The organism is Halomonas denitrificans (assembly GCA_019800895.1).
GTDB lineage: Bacteria > Pseudomonadota > Gammaproteobacteria > Xanthomonadales > Wenzhouxiangellaceae.
Window position 1 is genome coordinate 830915 of sequence record JAHVKF010000002.1, and the last position, 18820, is coordinate 849734.

The following is an 18820-nucleotide window of genomic DNA, read 5'->3' on the forward strand; positions in this document are numbered from 1 at the left end:
GGAGAATTCGATGCCTGAAGATCGACCGCTGGTCATTGCCGGCACCACGTACCGATCGCGCTTGCTGACCGGGACCGGCAAGTATCGCGACCTCGAGCAGACCCGCAAGGCCACCGAGGCCGCCGGCGCCGAAATCGTCACGGTCGCGATCCGGCGCAGCAATATCGGTCAGGATCCGGACGAGCCGAATCTGCTCGACGTGCTGCCGCCGGATCGCTACACGATCCTTCCGAACACCGCCGGCTGCTACAGCGCCGACGAAGCCGTCCGGACCTGCCGGCTGGCCCGCGAACTGCTCGACGGACACACGCTGGTCAAACTCGAAGTGCTGGGCGATGAAAAGACCCTGTTCCCGGACGTTCCGGAAACGTTGAAGGCGGCCGAGATCCTGGTCCGGGACGGCTTCGACGTGATGGTCTATACCAACGACGACCCGATCGTCGCGCGACGCCTGGCCGAAATGGGTTGCTGCGCCGTGATGCCGCTGGCGGCGCCGATCGGGTCCGGCCTGGGCATCCAGAACCGTTGGAACATCCTGAGCATCGTCGAGGATGCGACCGTGCCGATCCTCGTCGATGCCGGCGTCGGCACGGCGTCCGACGCCGCCGTGGCCATGGAGCTGGGTTGCGACGGTGTCCTGATGAACACCGCGATCGCCGGGGCGAAGGACCCGGTCCGCATGGCGCGCGCGATGCGGCTGGCGATCGAGGCCGGTCGGGAGGCGTTCCTGGCCGGGCGCATCCCCCGCAAGCGCTTTGCCTCCGCATCGTCCCCGGTCGACGGTCTGATCGGTCCGTGAACGACGCGGACGACGATCGGTCCGAACGCGACCGGGAACCCGATGGACCGGATCGGCGGCGACGGGTACGGAGTTTCGTTCGCCGTCCCGGCCGACTGACGCCGGCGCAACAACGCGCACTGGATGAGCTGCTGCCGCGCTACCGGCTCGCGGACCCGACCGCGCCACTGGCCGAGGCGTTCGAGCGATCCGCGCCGTTGATCGTCGAAATCGGCTGCGGCAACGGCGACGCGCTGTGCTGGATGTCCGGCAACGAGCCGGATTCGAATTTCGTCGGCTTCGAAGTCCACGAGCCCGGCATGGGCCGCCTCCTGCGCTGCCTGGACGCGAACGGGCGCTCGAACGTGCGCGTGGCGATGCTCGACGCCGTCGAAGTGTTGCAGGGTCAGCCCGACGGGTCGATCGACATGCTGCGCGTGTACTTCCCCGACCCGTGGCCGAAGAAACGGCACCACAAGCGTCGGCTCGTTTCGCCCACCTTCGCCGCGATGGCTCGGCGCCTGCTGCGGCCCGGCGGCATGCTCCACCTGGCGACCGACTGGGTCCCCTACGCCGAGTGGATGCACGAGGTGCTCGCCGCGGAAGCCGGGCTGGAGAACCTCGGCCACCCCGACATCGAGCGTCCCGAGTGGCGACCGGAAACGCATTTCGAGCGCAGGGGCCTGAAACGCGGACACGAAGTGCGCGATCTGCTCTACCGGGCCCGCTCTTCCTGACGACCCGAGGCGGCGCAAGCTGTTGAATTCAAAGGTTCTTGAGGGCCCCGCTCGGACGGCCCGGAAAAAAGTTCGAGAAAGTTGTTGACACCTCGGGAATCGTCTCTATAATTCGTCGGCTCGTCGGGCTGAAACGCGGTTTCGACGGGTCCGCCGGCCGAAAGAATTTTTCGAAAGGTGTTGACCAAAACAGAAATCGCGGTATACTGCTCGGCCTGCTTCGGCGAAATGCCAAAGCGCGAACAACAGTTCATTTACAACAGATGCAGATAACTTGTGTGGGCGTCCCGATTGGGCCACTACGTGGTGCCAAATCGGTTCGTCCCGCCCTGAAAGAAATTTCAGAGTGGGGATCGTTCCGAAGTTCGAAAGCTTCATTGCTTTTAAACTGAAGAGTTTGATCCTGGCTCAGATTGAACGCTGGCGGCATGCTTAACACATGCAAGTCGAACGGTAACAGGCGGGAGCTTGCTCCTGCGCTGACGAGTGGCGGACGGGTGAGTAATGCGTAGGAATCTGCCCTGCAGCGGGGGATAGCCCGGGGAAACTCGGATTAATACCGCATACGCTCTACGGAGGAAAGTGGGCCTCTTCTTGAAAGCTCACACTGCAGGATGAGCCTACGTCCGATTAGCTTGTTGGTGGGGTAAAAGCCTACCAAGGCGACGATCGGTAGCTGGTCTGAGAGGATGATCAGCCACACCGGGACTGAGACACGGCCCGGACTCCTACGGGAGGCAGCAGTGGGGAATATTGGACAATGGGCGAAAGCCTGATCCAGCAATGCCGCGTGTGTGAAGAAGGCCTGCGGGTTGTAAAGCACTTTTATTAGGGAAGAAACAGCCTGGCCTAATACGCCATGGCAATTGACGGTACCTAAGGAATAAGCACCGGCTAACTCCGTGCCAGCAGCCGCGGTAATACGGAGGGTGCAAGCGTTAATCGGAATTACTGGGCGTAAAGCGTGCGCAGGCGGCCTGCTAAGTCGGATGTGAAAGCCCCGGGCTTAACCTGGGAATTGCATTCGATACTGGCAGGCTAGAGTCTGGTAGAGGTAAGCGGAATTCCGGGTGTAGCGGTGAAATGCGTAGATATCCGGAGGAACATCAGTGGCGAAGGCGGCTTACTGGACCAAGACTGACGCTCAGGCACGAAAGCGTGGGTAGCAAACAGGATTAGATACCCTGGTAGTCCACGCCCTAAACGATGTCAACTAGCCGTTGGGTCCCCTTAATAGGACTTAGTGGCGAAGCTAACGCGTTAAGTTGACCGCCTGGGGAGTACGGCCGCAAGGTTGAAACTCAAAGGAATTGACGGGGGCCCGCACAAGCGGTGGAGCATGTGGTTTAATTCGATGCAACGCGAAGAACCTTACCAGCCCTTGACATCCTCGGAACTTGGTAGAGATACCTTGGTGCCTTCGGGAACCGAGTGACAGGTGCTGCATGGCTGTCGTCAGCTCGTGTCGTGAGATGTTGGGTTAAGTCCCGCAACGAGCGCAACCCTTGTCCTTAGTTGCCAGCGAGTAATGTCGGGAACTCTAAGGAGACTGCCGGTGATAAACCGGAGGAAGGTGGGGATGACGTCAAGTCATCATGGCCCTTACGGGCTGGGCTACACACGTGCTACAATGGTTGGTACAGAGGGCAGCGAACTCGCGAGAGTAAGCCAATCCCACAAAGCCAATCCTAGTCCGGATCGCAGTCTGCAACTCGACTGCGTGAAGTCGGAATCGCTAGTAATCGTAGATCAGCATTGCTACGGTGAATACGTTCCCGGGCCTTGTACACACCGCCCGTCACACCATGGGAGTTGGCTGCACCAGAAGTAGTTAGTCTAACCTTCGGGAGGACGATTACCACGGTGTGGTCAATGACTGGGGTGAAGTCGTAACAAGGTAGCCGTAGGGGAACCTGCGGCTGGATCACCTCCTTTAAAGAGAACGCACCCGGTCTTCTCGGGACGTCCAACACAAGTTATCTGCAGCAAGAACTGCACTATGCCGGCTCTTGAGATTCATCGTTTTCGATGGGTCTGTAGCTCAGTTGGTTAGAGCGCACCCCTGATAAGGGTGAGGTCGGAAGTTCAAATCTTCCCAGACCCACCATCCTTGTGGGGCCATAGCTCAGCTGGGAGAGCGCCTGCCTTGCACGCAGGAGGTCGGCGGTTCGATCCCGCCTGGCTCCACCATTCTCGATGGGCCGGCCGGATCTAGTTCTTTAAAAATCAGGAATTCTGTTCAAGAGCGTCTTGGATGGATCGAGTGTCGAACGCTTAGCCGCTGTTCGTTCATGAGATCCGTTCAGTCGTGTCAGCGATCAAAATCTTGGCCGCGAAGTTGTAGCGCCCGAGCCGAAGTTGGCTTTGGGTTATATGACCAAGTGACCAAGCGCACACGGTGGATGCCTTGGCGGCAGAAGGCGATGAAGGACGTAGTAGTCTGCGATAAGCCACGGGGAGTTGACAACATACTTTGATCCGTGGATTTCCGAATGGGGAAACCCACCTGCTTGCAGGTATCCCTACCTGAATTCATAGGGTAGGGAGGCGAACCCGGAGAACTGAAATATCTAAGTACCCGGAGGAAAAGAAATCAACCGAGATTCCCTCAGTAGCGACGAGCGAACGGGGACTAGCCCTTAAGCTTTCTTTGTTTTAGCAGAACGGCCTGGGAAGGCCGGCCATAGACGGTGATAGCCCGGTATGCGAAAAGGCATTGAAAGTGAAATCGAGTAGGGCGGGGCACGTGAAACCCTGTCTGAACATGGGAGGACCATCTTCCAAGGCTAAATACTCTCTGCCGACCGATAGCGAACCAGTACCGTGAGGGAAAGGCGAAAAGAACCCCGGAGAGGGGAGTGAAATAGAACCTGAAACCGTGTGCGTACAAGCAGTCGGAGCCTGGATTTATCCGGGTGACGGCGTACCTTTTGTATTATGGGTCAGCGACTTACTTTCAGTAGCAAGCTTAACCGTTTAGGGAAGGCGAAGGGAAACCGAGTCTGAATAGGGCGATCAGTTGCTGGGAGTAGACCCGAAACCGAGTGATCTAGCCATGGGCAGGGTGAAAGTGAGGTAACACTCACTGGAGGCCCGAACCCACTAATGTTGAAAAATTAGGGGATGACCTGTGGCTAGGAGTGAAAGGCTAAACAAACTCGGAGATAGCTGGTTCTCCTCGAAAGCTATTTAGGTAGCGCCTCGTGTCTCACTCCTGGGGGTAGAGCACTGTTATGGCTAGGGGGTCATACCGACTTACCAAACCATTGCAAACTCCGAATACCAGGAAGTGCAATCACGGGAGACACACGGCGGGTGCTAACGTCCGTCGTGGAAAGGGAAACAACCCAGACCGCCAGCTAAGGTCCCCAAATCACAGCTAAGTGGGAAACGATGTGGGAAGGCCCAGACAGCCAGGAGGTTGGCTTAGAAGCAGCCACCCTTTAAAGAAAGCGTAATAGCTCACTGGTCGAGTCGGCCCGCGCGGAAGATTTAACGGGGCTCAAGCTGTGTACCGAAGCTGCGGATGCAAGCTTGCTTGCATGGTAGAGGAGCGTTCCGTAGGCCTGCGAAGGTGTGTCGAGAGGCATGCTGGAGGTATCGGAAGTGCGAATGCTGACATGAGTAACGATAAGGAGGGTGAAAAACCCTCCCGCCGAAAGCCCAAGGTTTCCTCGCGCAACGTTAATCGGCGCAGGGTGAGTCGGCCCCTAAGGCGAGGCTGAAAAGCGTAGTCGATGGGAAGCAGGTTAATATTCCTGCACCAGGTGTTACTGCGATGGAGAGACGGAGAAGGCTAGGTGCGCCGGGCGTTGGTTGTCCCGGTCCAAGCATGTAGGGCGATTCCTTTGGCAAATCCGGGGAATCATTGCCTGAGGTGCGATGGGGAGTGCCCATGTGGCGCGAAGGCATTGATGCCATGCTTCCAGGAAAATCTTCTAAGCTTCAGGTAACACGTGACCGTACCGTAAACCGACACAGGTAGGCAGGGTGAGAATCCCAAGGCGCTTGAGAGAACTCGGGTGAAGGAACTAGGCAAAATGGTACCGTAACTTCGGGAGAAGGTACGCCCTTGCTGGTGAAGAGACTTGCTCTCGGAGCTGGTGGGGGTTGCAGTGACCAGGTGGCTGCGACTGTTTATTAAAAACACAGCACTCTGCAAACACGTAAGTGGACGTATAGGGTGTGACGCCTGCCCGGTGCCGGAAGGTTAAGTGATGGGGTTAGCTTCGGCGAAGCTCTTGATCGAAGCCCCGGTAAACGGCGGCCGTAACTATAACGGTCCTAAGGTAGCGAAATTCCTTGTCGGGTAAGTTCCGACCTGCACGAATGGCGTAACGATGGCCACACTGTCTCCACCCGAGACTCAGTGAAATTGAAATCGCTGTGAAGATGCAGCGTACCCGCGGCTAGACGGAAAGACCCCGTGAACCTTTACTATAGCTTCACACTGAACTTCGGTTATTCCTGTGTAGGATAGGTGGGAGGCATTGAAGCGTGGACGCCAGTCTGCGTGGAGCCAACCTTGAAATACCACCCTGGTGTAATTGGAGTTCTAACCCAGGCCCGTTATCCGGGTCGGGGACAGTGTGTGGTGGGTAGTTTGACTGGGGCGGTCTCCTCCCAAAGAGTAACGGAGGAGCACGAAGGTACCCTCAGCACGGTCGGACATCGTGCGCTGAGTGCAAAGGCACAAGGGTGCTTGACTGCAAGATCGACGGATCGAGCAGGTGCGAAAGCAGGTCTTAGTGATCCGGTGGTTCTGTATGGAAGGGCCATCGCTCAACGGATAAAAGGTACTCCGGGGATAACAGGCTGATACCGCCCAAGAGTTCATATCGACGGCGGTGTTTGGCACCTCGATGTCGGCTCATCACATCCTGGGGCTGTAGCCGGTCCCAAGGGTATGGCTGTTCGCCATTTAAAGTGGTACGCGAGCTGGGTTTAGAACGTCGTGAGACAGTTCGGTCCCTATCTGCCGTGGGCGCTTGAAACTTGAGGGAATCTGCTCCTAGTACGAGAGGACCGGAGTGGACGATCCGCTGGTGTTCCGGTTGTATCGCCAGATGCATCGCCGGGTAGCTATGATCGGACGGGATAACCGCTGAAAGCATCTAAGCGGGAAGCCCCTCCCAAGATGAGGTTTCACTGGACCCTTGAGGTCCCTGTAGGGCCCTGGAAGACGACCAGGTTGATAGGCTGGGTGTGGAAGTGCAGCAATGCATGAAGCTAACCAGTACTAATTGCCCGTGAGGCTTGGTCATATAACGCCAAAGCCAACTTTGCGCAGGATCTTGATCCGCGCGACACGACACGCTCTTGAACAGAATTCCGCTGCATGGCCCGCTGGCCGTGCAGATATCAGTTCGCTTTGCCTGGTGGCAATAGCGCTGTGGAACCACCCGATCCCATCCCGAACTCGGAAGTGAAACGCAGCAGCGCCGATGGTAGTGTGGGGTTTCCCATGTGAGAGTAGGTCACCGCCAGGCATTTATTCAAAAGCCCAGATTCATCACGAGTCTGGGCTTTTTTTATTTCTGGATTGTGCGTTCGCTGGGCCGCTCACGCACCCGCAAGTTGCGGCGCATGTCCGCAACTTGCTCCGCTACGCGCTAGCGCTGAACGCGCAGACTCGGTGGCCATCGCAGGTACCGCAGCTGTGCTCGAAGGCCCTGCGGGCCATCTGGATTGGCCTTCGGCTGAGATCTTGATTTGCGGAGACACGCCACCGCAGGCGGGTCACCGCCAGGCATGATCTTCTATTTGTGCGTCTGCTGGGCCGCAGCCGCACTCGGGACTTCCGGCTCATGTCCGGAAGTCCCTCCGCTTCGCGCTTGCGCTGGACGCGCAGACTCCGTCGCCTTCTTCCACCTGGATGCCGCCCTCGAAGGCCCTTTCGGGCCTTTTTGATTGTCCTGCGGCCGAGAAATTGATTTGCGGGTACACGCACCCGCAGCCGGGTCACCGCCGGGCATGATCTTCTATTTGTGCGTCTGCTGGGCCGCAGCCGCACTCGGGACTTCCGGCGCATGTCCGGAAGTCCCTCCGCTTCGCGCTTGCGCTGAACGCGCAGACTCCGTCGCCTTCTTCCACCTGGATGCCACGCTCGAAGGCCCTTTCGGGCCATTTTGATTGGCCTGCGCCCGAGAAATTGATTTGCGGGTACACGCACCCGCAGGCGGGTCACCGTCGGGCAATCTTGTTCAGTTGTGTGTTCGCTGGGCCGTGGATCTCTCGAATACTTCGGTGTACGCCTGCAATGGTCATGACCATCCGCTCCGCTGAGCGCCGGTGCTCGACGGGGAGACTCCGCCGCTGAACCCCGAGCGCGTCCTCGGTCGACCGGAGCCAAGCGCATTCGCGCACGGCCGAACGGTGCGCGGCGCAATCTTCTTGCCCTGGCTCCGGTCCTCTGGTCGAGCGCCGCTTGATGATTCGCTTTATCCGGATGAGCGGCGTACGCTGACGGCCCGACCCGCTGGAGATTGCCGCAATGCACCTGAATCGAATCGTGACCGCTGCCCTGCTGGCTCTCGCGCTCCTCGTCGCGGGGAATTCGTACGCCAGGCCCGGACAATCCTTCACCCTGGCGACGGGCGACGGTACGGAGATCACCCTGCCGGATGATCAGCAGGGTGTGGGCGTCTACCTGTTCTGGGCCAGCTGGTGCCCCTACTGCCAGGCGCTGATGCCGCACCTGCAGAGCGTGGTCGATGAGTACGGCGATGACGTGACGGTGTACGCGCTGAATTTCCGCGACGAGAAGGATCCGCTCGAGTACATCGTGCAGCGCGGCTTCGACTTCATGCTGTTTCCCGGCGCCGACGGGGTCGCGGAAGCGTGGGGCGTTCGCGGTACGCCGGCCGTCTACATCATCGACCCGACGGGCACGGTCTGCTTCGACCGCTACGAGCTGGCGATCGGCAACCCTCCGGGCTGGGAAGAAATGAGCCACCGGCAGAAGGCCCAGCGGCGCGCGCCCTACTGGGCCGCACGCCTGCGCGAGTCGCTGGACGACATCCTGTCCAGTGGAGGCTGCTGACCCCCCGCCTCAGTCGTCCCGGCTGAACTCGGCGAAGGTCTGTTCGTCCAGCTCGCCTTCGCTCTTCGCCACGATGCAGGTCACGGTGGCGTCTCCGGCCACGTTGACCGCGGTCCGGGTCATGTCCAGCAGGCGATCGACGCCGAGGATCAATGCGATGCCCTCGGCCGGAAGGCCCACCGAGGCCAGCACGCCGGCGAGCAGGATCAGGCCGACGCCGGGCACGCCGGCCGCGCCGATCGATGCCATGATGACCATCAGGATCACCATCAGGTACTGGCCGACCGTCAGATCGACCCCGTAGTACTGGGCGATGAATCCGGTCGCGATCCCCTGCATGATCGCGGTGCCGTCCATGTTGATCGTCGCGCCCAGAGGGACCGTGAACGAAGCGACGCGATTGTTCGCGCCCAACCGCTTCTCGACTGTCCGCAGGGTCACCGGGATGGTCGCCCCGCTCGACGCGGTCGAGAACGCGAACGCCAGCACCGCCCGCATCTTGCGGAAGAAGGTCAGCGGATTCAGTCCGGCGAGCAGCTTCAGCAGCAACGAGTAACTGATCGCCGCATGAAGGATCAGCACCACGATCACCAGAACCACGTACTTCAGGACGCCGACGAAGGTGTCCCAGCCGGTCGTCGCGCCGAGTACGCAGATCAGCGCGAAGACCCCGTAGGGCGCCAGGAGCATCACGAAGCCGACCAGTTTCATGATGATCTCGTTGAAATCGGCGAAGAAGCGGCTGATGCGCTCGCCGGCGGCGCCCGAGATCGCGATCGAAAGCCCCAGCAGGACCGCGAAGATGATGATGGGCAGCATGTCGCCTTCGGCCATGGCCTGGACCGGGTTGCGCGGGATCATCTCGATCAGCACTTGCCCGAAGGACGGCTGGGCGGCGATCTCCCGCTCGACCACCTCCGTTGGGTTGGCCCCCACGCCCGGCTGGACCACGATGGCCGCCAGCAGCGCCAAAGAAACGGCGATGCCGGTGGTCAGCATGTACAGGCCGACGGCCTTGCCTCCGACCCGGCCCAGCTTCTTAGGGTCCGACAGCGAGCTCACCCCGGTGATCAGCGAGACGAACACCAGCGGCACGACGAGCATGCTCAGGAACCGGATGAAGACTTCACCGACCACTTCGAGCACGCCGTCGATCACGAACGAGCGGACCCAGGGAACGTCCGCCACGGTCGCGTTCAGCGCGATCCCGGCAACGAGCCCGAGCACCAGCCCGATCAGGATGTGGTTCGACAGGCGCTTGTGATTGAAGTGGACTTCGCTCATGGTCGGGGCCGGGCAGGGAAGGGGCGCTGAGTATCGCAAATCCCCGGAATGAAGGGAAATCCGATCCGGAGCGAGCCGCGCGCCGGGCGATTCGCTACACTAGCGGGCCCTTCGCAGCCCCTCGTGAACGATGACCGATTCGTCCCCGCCCGCGGCCCCGAGCCATTTCATCCGCAACCGGATTCGCCAGGACCTCGAGGACGGCACGGTGCAGCGGATCGTGACGCGGTTTCCGCCCGAGCCCAACGGATTCCTGCATATCGGCCACGCCAAGTCGATCGCGCTGAACTTCGCGATGGCCGCCGAGTTCGGCGGCGAAACCAATCTGCGCTTCGACGACACGAACCCGGTGAAGGAAGAACAGCGCTACGTCGACTCGATCCGCACCGACGTCGCCTGGCTCGGCTACGAATGGGCGCGCGAATGCTACGCATCGGACTATTTCGAGCAGCTCTATGCCTGGGCGCAGCACCTGATCGATGAGGGCCTGGCCTACGTCGACAGCCAGGATGCCGACGCGATCCGGGCGCAGCGCGGCACGCTGACGGAGCCGGGCACCGACAGCCCGTACCGCGACCGTCCGGCCGAAGAAAGCCGCGACCTCCTGGCCCGGATGCGCGCCGGCGAGTTCCCGGACGGGGCCCACGTGCTGCGCGCGAAGATCGATATGGCCGCGCCGAACATCAACCTGCGCGACCCGGTGCTGTACCGGATCCGCCACCAGCACCACGCGCGCACCGGCGACGCCTGGTGCATCTACCCCAGCTACGACTTCGCCCACGGCCAGTCGGATGCGATCGAGGGCATTTCCCACTCCCTGTGCACGCTGGAGTTCGAAGACCACCGGCCGCTGTACGACTGGCTGATCGAGCATTTGCCGGTGCCGGCACGCCCCCGGCAGATCGAGTTCTCGCGCCTCAACCTGGACTTCACCGTCCTGTCGAAGCGGCGCCTGTCCCGCCTGGTCGAGGAAGGCCATGTCGACGGTTGGGACGATCCGCGCATGCCCACGCTGGCCGGAATCCGACGGCGCGGTTTCACGCCGGCCTCGATCCGCAATTTCTGCACCGAGATCGGCGTGAGCAAGTCCGAAAGCGTGATTCCCTTCGGGTCCCTGGAGCGCAATCTCCGCGACGACCTGAACGCGCGCGCGCCCCGTCGGCTGGCCGTGCTCGATCCGCTCAAGGTCTCGCTGACCAACTTCCCCGAAGGCGAAGTCGAATGGCTCGAGCTGCCGAACCATCCGCAGGACCCGGAGATGGGCACGCGCAAGGTGCCGCTGACGCGTGAACTGCTCATCGAGGCCAGCGACTTCATGGAGGAGGCGCCGAAGAAGTTCTTCCGGCTCAAGCCCGGCGGCGAGGTCCGCCTGCGCAACGCGTTCATCATCCGCTGCGACGAGGTCGTCAAGAACGACGCCGGCGACGTCGTCGAACTTCGCTGCTCCTTCGACCCCGATACCCGATCCGGCCAGCCGGGCGCCGACCGCAAGGTCAAGGGCACGATCCACTGGCTTTCGGCCGAGCATGCCGTCCGCGCCGAGGTTCGCCTCTACGACCGGCTGTTTTCGGTGCCGCACCCGGCCGCCGACAAGGAGCGGGATTTCGTCGAGCACCTGAACCCGGAGTCGCTGCAGGTAGTCGACGGGGCCTTTGTGGAGCCGGGGCTGCAGGATCTCGAGCCCGGGACGCACATGCAGTTCGAGCGCACCGGCTACTTCGTCGTCGACCCGGACAGCACGCCTGAAGCCCCGGTGTTCAACCGGGCCGTCACCCTTCGCGACACCTGGGCCAAGATCGAGAAGCAGCTCCGCTGACGGTCCCGACCGCGGACTCCTCGCGCTGGGCGCTGCGAGTCGGATCGGCTACACTGAAAATCGGTATCCGACGGAGGTCCTGGGATGGAGTGGATTGTGCTCGGCGCGCTCGCGCTACTGGTGTTCTACGCGGTATCGATCTACAACCGCCTGGTCACGGCCAGGAATCGCTACAAGAACGCGTTCGCCCAGATCGACGTCCAGTTGACGCGGCGCTACGACCTGATCCCCAACCTGGTCGAGGTCGCCAAGAAGTACATGGCGCACGAGAAGGAGACGCTCGAGGCGGTGATCCAGGCGCGCAATGCGGCGGTCACGGGCCTCAAGCAGGCCTCCGCCAACCCCGGCGATCCGGACGCGGTCAACCAGCTCAACCAGGCCGAGCAGGGACTCTCCGGTGCACTCGGGCGCCTGTTTGCCCTGTCGGAGTCCTATCCCGATCTCAAGGCCAACGAGAACATGATGCAGTTGTCCGAAGAGATCACGGCCACCGAGAACAAGGTCGCGTTTGCGCGCCAGGCCTACAACGACGCGGTGATGCACTACAACATCCTGCGCGAGACGGTGCCGAACAACTTCATCGCCGGCCCCTTCGGATTCGGTCCCGCCCAGTTGCTCGAGATCGACGACCCGGCCAAGCGCGAAGCGGTCCAGGTCGACTTCGGCTGATCCCGCGCGGCGGCCCTCGCCGCCGCGCTTCCGCCCGGACCGCTAGCGCATGGATTTCTTCCAGCAGCAGGATCGCGCGCGTCGCCAGACGCGGATGCTGGTCGTCGCCTTCGGTGCCGCCGTCCTGGCCATCCTGGTGGCGATGAACCTCGTGGCCCTGTTCGTGTTCGGCCAGGTGGCCGGAGGCGAACAGGGGTCGGTCGCCCCGCGCTCGATGGAGGCCGCGCTTCCGATCATGGCCGTGACCAGCGCGATCACCCTGGCGGTGATCGTGATCGCCAGTCTCTATCGCACCGTGCAGCTGCGCGGCGGCGGATCGCGGGTCGCGCGCGAGCTCGGAGGCGTCGAAGTCGACGGCACCACCACCGACCCTCTGCGACGACGGCTCCTCAATATCGTCGAGGAAATGGCCATCGCTTCGGGGGTCCCGGTGCCCGAAGTCTTCGTCCTCGATCACGAGGACGGCATCAACGCCTTCGCCGCGGGCTGGTCGCCGTCCGACGCGGCCGTGGCGGTGACCCGCGGCGCGCTCGAGAATCTCAGCCGCGAGGAGCTGCAGGGCGTCATCGCGCACGAGTTCAGCCACGTCTTCAACGGCGACATGCGTTTGAACATCCGCCTGATGGGCGTCCTGTTCGGCATCCTCGTGCTGGCCGTCGCGGGACGAAAGATGCTCTCGTCGATGCGCTACGGCGGGGGCCGGGGTCGCAAGGGCGGCGGCATCGTGCTGGCCGCGCTGGCGGTCATGCTCATCGGCTACATCGGTCTGTTCTTCGGCCGCTGGATCCAGGCGGCGGTGTCGCGCCAGCGCGAATACCTGGCCGATGCGTCGGCGGTCCAGTTCACGCGCAGCCCGGCCGGCATCGCCGGTGCGCTGACCAAGATCGGTGCGGCGACGTCCGGGTCGCAGCTGGTCGTGAACACCGAGGAGGTCGGGCACATGTTGTTCGCCAGCGGCCTGGCCAGTCGGATGTTCGCCACCCATCCGCCCCTGGTCGACCGGATCACCCGGATCCGGCCGGGTTTCCAGCCCGAGGAATTCGCCAGGGCAACCGCGGAGATGGCCCGCCATCGCCAGGCCCGACTTGCGCGGGCCGAGCAGGAGGCCGTGGAATCGGCCCGGCCCGAGCATGCGCTGCCGGGCGGACTGACCCTGGATGCCGACCAGCTCGCCGAACGGGTCGGTCAGCCGGGCCTGGCCCAGATGCTGATGGTCGCCGGCCTGCTGGCAGAGGTGCCGGCGCCGCTGGAGCGCGCGGCGCACTCCGACGAATGGGCACCGGAACTGATCCTGTTCCTGCTGATCGCCGCCGACCCGGACCTTCGCGAGCAGCAGCTGCTGATGATTGCCGAAGCCATGGGCTCGGACAGCGAAGCGCAGGTTCGCGACCTGCTGAACATCGAGCCGGATCTTCCCGTGCGATTGCGCCTGCCGCTGCTCGAACTGGCCTTCCCGGCCCTCCGGCGGCGGCCCGAGCGGCAGCTGCTCGACTTCATGCGGCTGGTCGATCGGTTGGCCGAGGCCGACGGGGAGATCACGGTCTTCGAGTACGTGCTGGCCCGCCTGCTCAATCGCGAGATCGAGGACGTGCTGCGACCCCCGCGTAAGATGGTCGGGGGGCGCCGGTCGCTGGCCGACCACGCCGACGCAGTCGCCGACCTGATCGCGATCTTCGCCGACCAGGGGCAGCCGGACGATGCGCTGGCCGCACGACGTGCGCGGGCCGCGGCGGCCGACCGCCTCGAGGGCATCGAGACCGAGACCGCGGCGCGAACGCCTCCCGACTGGCAGGATCGGCTCGACGCGATCTTCAGCGAACTCGGCGACCTCACGCTGGATGCGCGGCGTGAACTGGTCGAGGCCCTGGTGCGCAGCGCCCGCACCGACGGCGTCGTGGTTCCGGCGGAGTACGAATTGCTGCGGCTCGTCGCCGGCGTGCTTCGGGTTCCGCTGCCGGTGCTCGACGGCGGCGACGCCTCACCGGGCGAACAGCGGACAAACTGAACCGCCCCGCGGGGCGGGGCGGTCCGGCGTCCTCCTATGAATTCCATGCGAGGGGGCAAGCCGCCCGCTCGCTCAGTGGCGGCAGTGCGGTCCGTGGCGGTGGTTGCCCCAGCCCGGTCCGTACTGGCCCCAGCTTCTCAACTCGCGCAGCTTGCGCGCCCGGCGCCGGATCTCTTCGTCGATCCGGTGGGGGCTGGCCTGCAGCGCCCAGCGGAAGTGGCGGTGGTAGTCCATGCGCCAGCGCGGGTGGTCACTGTAGTAGCCCAGCGCGCGGGCCTCGCGTGCCTGGCCGACGGCCGTCCTCGCGTACCGGTGGGCGCGCTCGCGGACGAAGTTGCCGTGGCCGTAGTCGTAGTGGCGCTCGTCGTAGTGTCCGTGCCCGCCGCGCCGGCCGTGGCCGTGCCCGCGGCGGCGATCGTGACCGACGTCATGGCGGTGGCCCGAGTGCCCTCGGCCGTACTTGGCCTGGTTCGATCCGGCCTGGCTCGATCCGGCCTCGGCCAGCAGTTCGAGCCGGACCGAGTCACCGGCGGTGACCGGCTCGGCCAGCAGGGTCGATGCCAGCGGCACGGCCAGGGCCAGCGCCAGCTTCAGTGCATGGGTCTTCGTATTTCGTGCGTTCATTGCAGCGTCCTCGCAGGGGTCAGGGTGCGAGGCCAGTCTGCCCGGGAGGCGTTGAATCCCGCCTGAATCGGCCGTTCAAGCCCGATTCAGGCCTGGGGCCCGGCCGTTTCGGGTTCGACCGTGCGCCGGCCCCGCCAGCGCGCGCGCAGCGTCACCCACAGGACGCCAGCGATGACCAGCAGGCCGCCGAGCAGCAGCCGTGGGCCGGGACGGTCACCCCAGACCAGCATGCCCATCACCACCGCGAGGACCGGGACCAGCAGCAGGTACGGCGTGACCCGATTGATCTCGTGGCGCTGGACCAGCCAGTAGAAGGTGCCGTGACCGACGATCGACGCGCCGATCGCCGAATAGGCCAGCGCGGGCCAGGCCGGGTCGTCCAGCGCCACGGTGGGAACCCGCTCCACCGGTGATTCCATCCAGGCCGCCAGAAGCGCAAGTGGCACGATCGACAACAGCGCGTTCCAGGCCTGGAAGCTGAACAGGCCCACGCCCTGCACCCGGCGCATGAAGATCGTTCCCAGCGCCAGGAAGAAGGCCGAGGCCAGGACCAGCGCCAGGACGTCGAGCTGCGCCAGCACCAGCGGGTCCAGGCCCACCACCAGCACGCCGGCGAAGGCCAGCGCGATGGCGGCAGACGACCGCCAGCCGATCCGTTCGCCGAGCAGCACGACCGCCAGCAGGGTCGAGATGGGGACGTAGACCTGCATCAGGATCGCGACCGAGGAGATGTCCGCCGAACGGTCCAGCGCCACGAACACCAGGCCGAAATGCAGCGCGCCCATGCACCAGCAGGCGGTCAGGAGGTTCAGCCACTGGCCGCGCCGGGGCAGGCGCAGGAACGGCGCCAGCAGCGCCAGCACGAGCGCGAAGCGCAGCACCGTGAACGTCACGGGCTCCAGGGACCGAACGGCGGTGGCCGCGGCGATGAAGTTGCCGGCCCAGATCACGCAGATCGCGATCAGGGCGGCGAGGTGGGCGACGGGCATCGGCGCGTCCTGGCTCGGCGGGCCCCGATTCTGCCACCGCCGCGTCGATCAGGGTGCCGCGGGGTGACGAATTGGCGTCCGGGACTGACGGAAAGCGTCACTCGGCGCCCGATCGCCCCTTCCCGTGCCCCGCCAATCGCCCTGAACCACGGGCGATCGGGGAGGGTGCGGACTATTTGGCACGCTGTTTGCATTACCGAGTGCGAGTCCGCGAACAAGCAAACGAAACCGGAAGACCGACATGTTCGACGCAGACACCACGAATCGAGAGGAACTGGACATGGACCTGAACAGCATCGACGCCGCAAACCTCGACGCCCTGATGGCAGAAGAAGCCATTCTGGATTGGCTGGTCGACCTCGAAGCCGAGGACGCCGACTTCGAAGCCGGCGCAGACCAGGGTCGCTCCTCGCTGACCAACTGACGTTCGAGCCAGGAATGCCTGGACTCGCGCAACGAGAGGAAATGAACATGGACCTGAACAGCATCAACGCCGCGAACCTCGACGCCCTGATGGCCGAAGAAGCCATCCTCGATTGGCTGATCGACCTCGATGCCGAGGCCGTCGACCTGGACGCACGCGCCGATCAGGCTCATTCCTCGCTGACCAACTGATTCCCGGGGAAGGGGAACCTGAAGTAGCGTACCGGCGAAGGGGTTTTTCCGGCACGCTCGCCTGCACCTCCCATGGCAGGCTTGGGAACCAGACGCGCCCGCTCCTGGATCGGGCGCGTTTTTTTTCGGCCTCGGCGCCTCGCGCCGGGGCCTTTTTTTTCATCGACGCGTCCCGTCGGTCGCCCGCAGAGCCTGGACGATCGATGTGGCTGCATTGCCCCTGTGGGAGTGAGCTTGCGAGCGATGGCCGTTGTTCCGATCCGGGGGCTTGACCCGTTCGCTCGCAAGCTCACTCCCACGGATTCCTGATTGCTGCCTGTCCCCTCGAACCGCTCGTGTCGCCTCGAACCGCTCGGGATGACCGGCGACTGAGCGAAGCCCGGCCAGCGCCGCGCCTGGGGCCCGCCTGCTACTCCACCGTGACCGACTTGGCCAGATTCCTCGGCTGATCGACGTCCGTGCCGCGCAGCACACCCACGTGGTAGGCCAGCAGCTGGAGCGGGAGTACCTGGAGGATCGGAGAGGCGATCGAGTGATCGATCGGCAGGTGGACGACCTCGACCCCGTCGGCGCTGGCCAGCGTGACCTGGCGGTCGGCGAAGACCGTCATCTGTCCGCCGCGCGCGCGCACCTCGTGGAGGTTGCCCTTCAGTTTCTCCAGCAGCCGGTTGCTCGATGCCGAAACGATCACCGGCAGGTCCTCGTCGACCAGGGCCAGCGGACCGTGCTTCAGTTCGCCGGCCGCATAGCCCTCGGCGTGGATGTAGGACACTTCCTTGAGTTTCAGTGCGCCTTCCAGCGCGATCGGAAACTCCGGGCCGCGTCCCAGGAACAGCGCGTGCTGCTTGTCTGCGATGCCGGCCGCCAGCGCTTCGATCCGGTCTTCCACGGCCAGGACCTCCCGCGCCTGCTGCACCACCTGGCCGAGCGCTTCGGTCACGTCCCGCACCGCGCGTTCGCCGAGACCGTGCTCGCGGCCCAGGGCCCCGGCCAGCAGCAGAAGCACGGCCAGCTGCGTGGTGAAGGCCTTGGTCGAGGCCACGCCGATCTCCAGCCCCGCCCGGGTCATCAGCACGTGTTCGCAGGTCCGGGTCAGGGCGCTTTCGGGCACGTTGCAGATGCCCAGGCGAGCCAGGTAGGTCCGGTTGGCCGCCATCTCCAGCGCCGCGAGCGTGTCGGCCGTCTCGCCGGACTGGGAAATCGCCAGCATCAGCGTGTCCTGCGGCACGGCGGGCTCCCGGTAGCGGTACTCGCTGGCAATCTCGACCGTCACCGGGATACCGGCCAGCTGCTCGATCCAGTACCGCGCCACCATGCCGGCGTGGTAGCTGGTCCCGCAGGCCAGGATATGGATCGCCCGGATCCGCTTCAGCAGGTCCGGGTCCAGTTCGGGCAGCAGCCGCCCGCCGTCGAGGTAGCCGTCCAGGGTCGCCGCGATCGCGCCGGGCTGCTCGTGGATCTCCTTGAGCATGAAATGACGGTAGGAACCGCGATCGGCGCTGTCGGCGGGAATCGACGAGATGCGGACCGGCCGCTCGACGGCCCGGCCGTCGGCGTCGGTCACTTCGGCCCGGTCGCGCCGGATGCAGGCGATGTCCCCGTCCTCGAGAAACATCATCTGCTGGGTGAACGGCACCAGCGCGGCAGCGTCCGAGGCCAGGAAGTGTTCGCCGACGCCCACGCCGACCACCAGCGGGCTGCCCTGGCGGATGCCCCAGATGCGGTCGGGCCGCTCGCAGTCGATCACCGCCAGGGCGAAACTTCCTTCCAGGCGCCCGACCACCGTGCGAAGCGCGTCGTCGAAGGCCTGGCCGCGTTCGAGTTCACGGTGAACCAGGTGGGCGACGATTTCGGAATCGGTGTCCGATGCGAAGGCGTAGCCCGCGTCGCGCAACTCGTCGCGCAGGGCATCGTGGTTCTCGATGATGCCGTTGTGGACGATGCCGATCCGGTCCTCGGAGACGTGCGGGTGGGCGTTCGCCTCGCTGGGCCGGCCGTGGGTCGCCCAGCGCGTGTGCGCCAGGCCGACGTGACCACTGTGGCCCTCGCTCAGCGCGTCGGCCAGCGCCGCGACCTTGCCGACCGCTCGCTCGCGGACCAGTCCGCCCCGGTCGTCGACGAAGGCCAGCCCGGCCGAATCGTAGCCGCGATATTCCAGCCGGCGCAGCCCGTCGACGAGCAGCGGCACGACGTTTCGTTCGGCGATCGCGGCGACGATTCCGCACATGGATGAACGCTCCCGAAAAGGTGAGGTCGAAACA

Annotated in this window: 12 protein-coding genes, 2 tRNA genes and 3 rRNA genes; 13 read left to right on the top strand and 4 right to left on the bottom strand. The window is 63.9% G+C overall.

Annotated elements, in window-relative coordinates:
• Positions 1-10 precede the first annotated feature (10 nt).
• From KUV67_07700 to KUV67_07735, 8 genes are all read left to right on the top strand, one after another.
• Positions 11-799 (top strand): thiazole synthase, encoded by a 789-nt coding sequence (locus tag KUV67_07700; protein MBY6204764.1) that lies wholly within the window; start codon positions 11-13, stop codon positions 797-799.
• Complete coding sequence (trmB, locus tag KUV67_07705; GenBank protein MBY6204765.1) at positions 796-1515, top strand: tRNA (guanosine(46)-N7)-methyltransferase TrmB; 720 nt, start codon at positions 796-798, stop codon at positions 1513-1515. The genes KUV67_07700 and trmB overlap by 4 nt, the downstream gene beginning before the upstream one ends.
• A 385-nt stretch (positions 1516-1900) precedes the next feature.
• Positions 1901-3450, top strand: a 16S ribosomal RNA gene (locus KUV67_07710).
• 95 nt (positions 3451-3545) lie between these two features.
• Positions 3546-3622 (top strand) — tRNA-Ile (locus tag KUV67_07715).
• A 7-nt stretch (positions 3623-3629) separates the two neighbouring features.
• Positions 3630-3705: transfer RNA gene (locus KUV67_07720), tRNA-Ala, on the top strand.
• 185 nt (positions 3706-3890) lie between these two features.
• Positions 3891-6779 (top strand): 23S ribosomal RNA (locus KUV67_07725).
• Positions 6780-6889: 110 nt separating this feature from the next.
• Positions 6890-7004 (top strand): 5S ribosomal RNA (gene rrf, locus KUV67_07730).
• Together the 16S, 23S and 5S rRNA genes with 2 tRNA genes alongside form the textbook arrangement of a ribosomal RNA operon.
• Before the next feature lie 1004 nt (positions 7005-8008).
• Positions 8009-8557: a TlpA family protein disulfide reductase gene (locus KUV67_07735; GenBank protein ID MBY6204766.1), complete on the top strand. Its 549-nt coding sequence runs from the start codon at positions 8009-8011 to the stop codon at positions 8555-8557.
• Positions 8558-8566: 9 nt separating this feature from the next.
• Here the strand turns inward: KUV67_07735 and KUV67_07740 are convergent, their stop codons facing one another.
• Positions 8567-9841 (bottom strand): dicarboxylate/amino acid:cation symporter, encoded by a 1275-nt coding sequence (locus KUV67_07740; protein MBY6204767.1) that lies wholly within the window; start codon positions 9839-9841, stop codon positions 8567-8569.
• A 130-nt stretch (positions 9842-9971) separates the two neighbouring features.
• On the opposite strand from KUV67_07740, the gene KUV67_07745 reads away from it, so the two are divergent.
• From KUV67_07745 to KUV67_07755, 3 genes are all read left to right on the top strand, one after another.
• A complete protein-coding gene (locus tag KUV67_07745) occupies positions 9972-11657 on the top strand; it encodes a glutamine--tRNA ligase/YqeY domain fusion protein (GenBank protein ID MBY6204768.1) in 1686 nt (561 codons plus the stop codon).
• Between the two features lie 84 nt (positions 11658-11741).
• Complete coding sequence (locus tag KUV67_07750) at positions 11742-12326, top strand: LemA family protein (protein ID MBY6204769.1); 585 nt, start codon at positions 11742-11744, stop codon at positions 12324-12326.
• A gap of 49 nt (positions 12327-12375) precedes the next feature.
• Complete coding sequence (locus tag KUV67_07755) at positions 12376-14331, top strand: M48 family metallopeptidase (GenBank protein ID MBY6204770.1); 1956 nt, start codon at positions 12376-12378, stop codon at positions 14329-14331.
• 72 nt (positions 14332-14403) lie between these two features.
• Here KUV67_07755 and KUV67_07760 read toward each other — a convergent pair whose 3' ends face one another.
• Both KUV67_07760 and KUV67_07765 read right to left on the bottom strand, forming a co-directional pair.
• Positions 14404-14955 carry a hypothetical protein gene (locus KUV67_07760; protein ID MBY6204771.1) on the bottom strand — a complete coding sequence of 184 codons (552 nt, stop codon included), beginning with the start codon at positions 14953-14955 and terminating at the stop codon, positions 14404-14406.
• A gap of 86 nt (positions 14956-15041) precedes the next feature.
• On the bottom strand, positions 15042-15944 hold the full coding sequence (locus KUV67_07765; GenBank protein ID MBY6204772.1) for a DMT family transporter: 903 nt from the start codon (positions 15942-15944) through the stop codon (positions 15042-15044).
• A 241-nt stretch (positions 15945-16185) separates the two neighbouring features.
• Between KUV67_07765 and KUV67_07770 the strand changes: the two genes are divergently transcribed.
• Together KUV67_07770 and KUV67_07775 are read left to right on the top strand one after the other, a co-directional pair.
• A complete protein-coding gene (locus KUV67_07770; protein ID MBY6204773.1) occupies positions 16186-16368 on the top strand; it encodes a hypothetical protein in 183 nt (60 codons plus the stop codon).
• Between the two features lie 41 nt (positions 16369-16409).
• Positions 16410-16559: a hypothetical protein gene (locus KUV67_07775; protein ID MBY6204774.1), complete on the top strand. Its 150-nt coding sequence runs from the start codon at positions 16410-16412 to the stop codon at positions 16557-16559.
• A gap of 409 nt (positions 16560-16968) precedes the next feature.
• On the opposite strand, the gene glmS is transcribed toward KUV67_07775, so the two are convergent.
• Positions 16969-18786, bottom strand: a complete 1818-nt coding sequence (gene glmS / locus KUV67_07780) for a glutamine--fructose-6-phosphate transaminase (isomerizing) (protein ID MBY6204775.1) — start codon at positions 18784-18786, stop codon at positions 16969-16971.
• Positions 18787-18820: the final 34 nt, after the last annotated feature.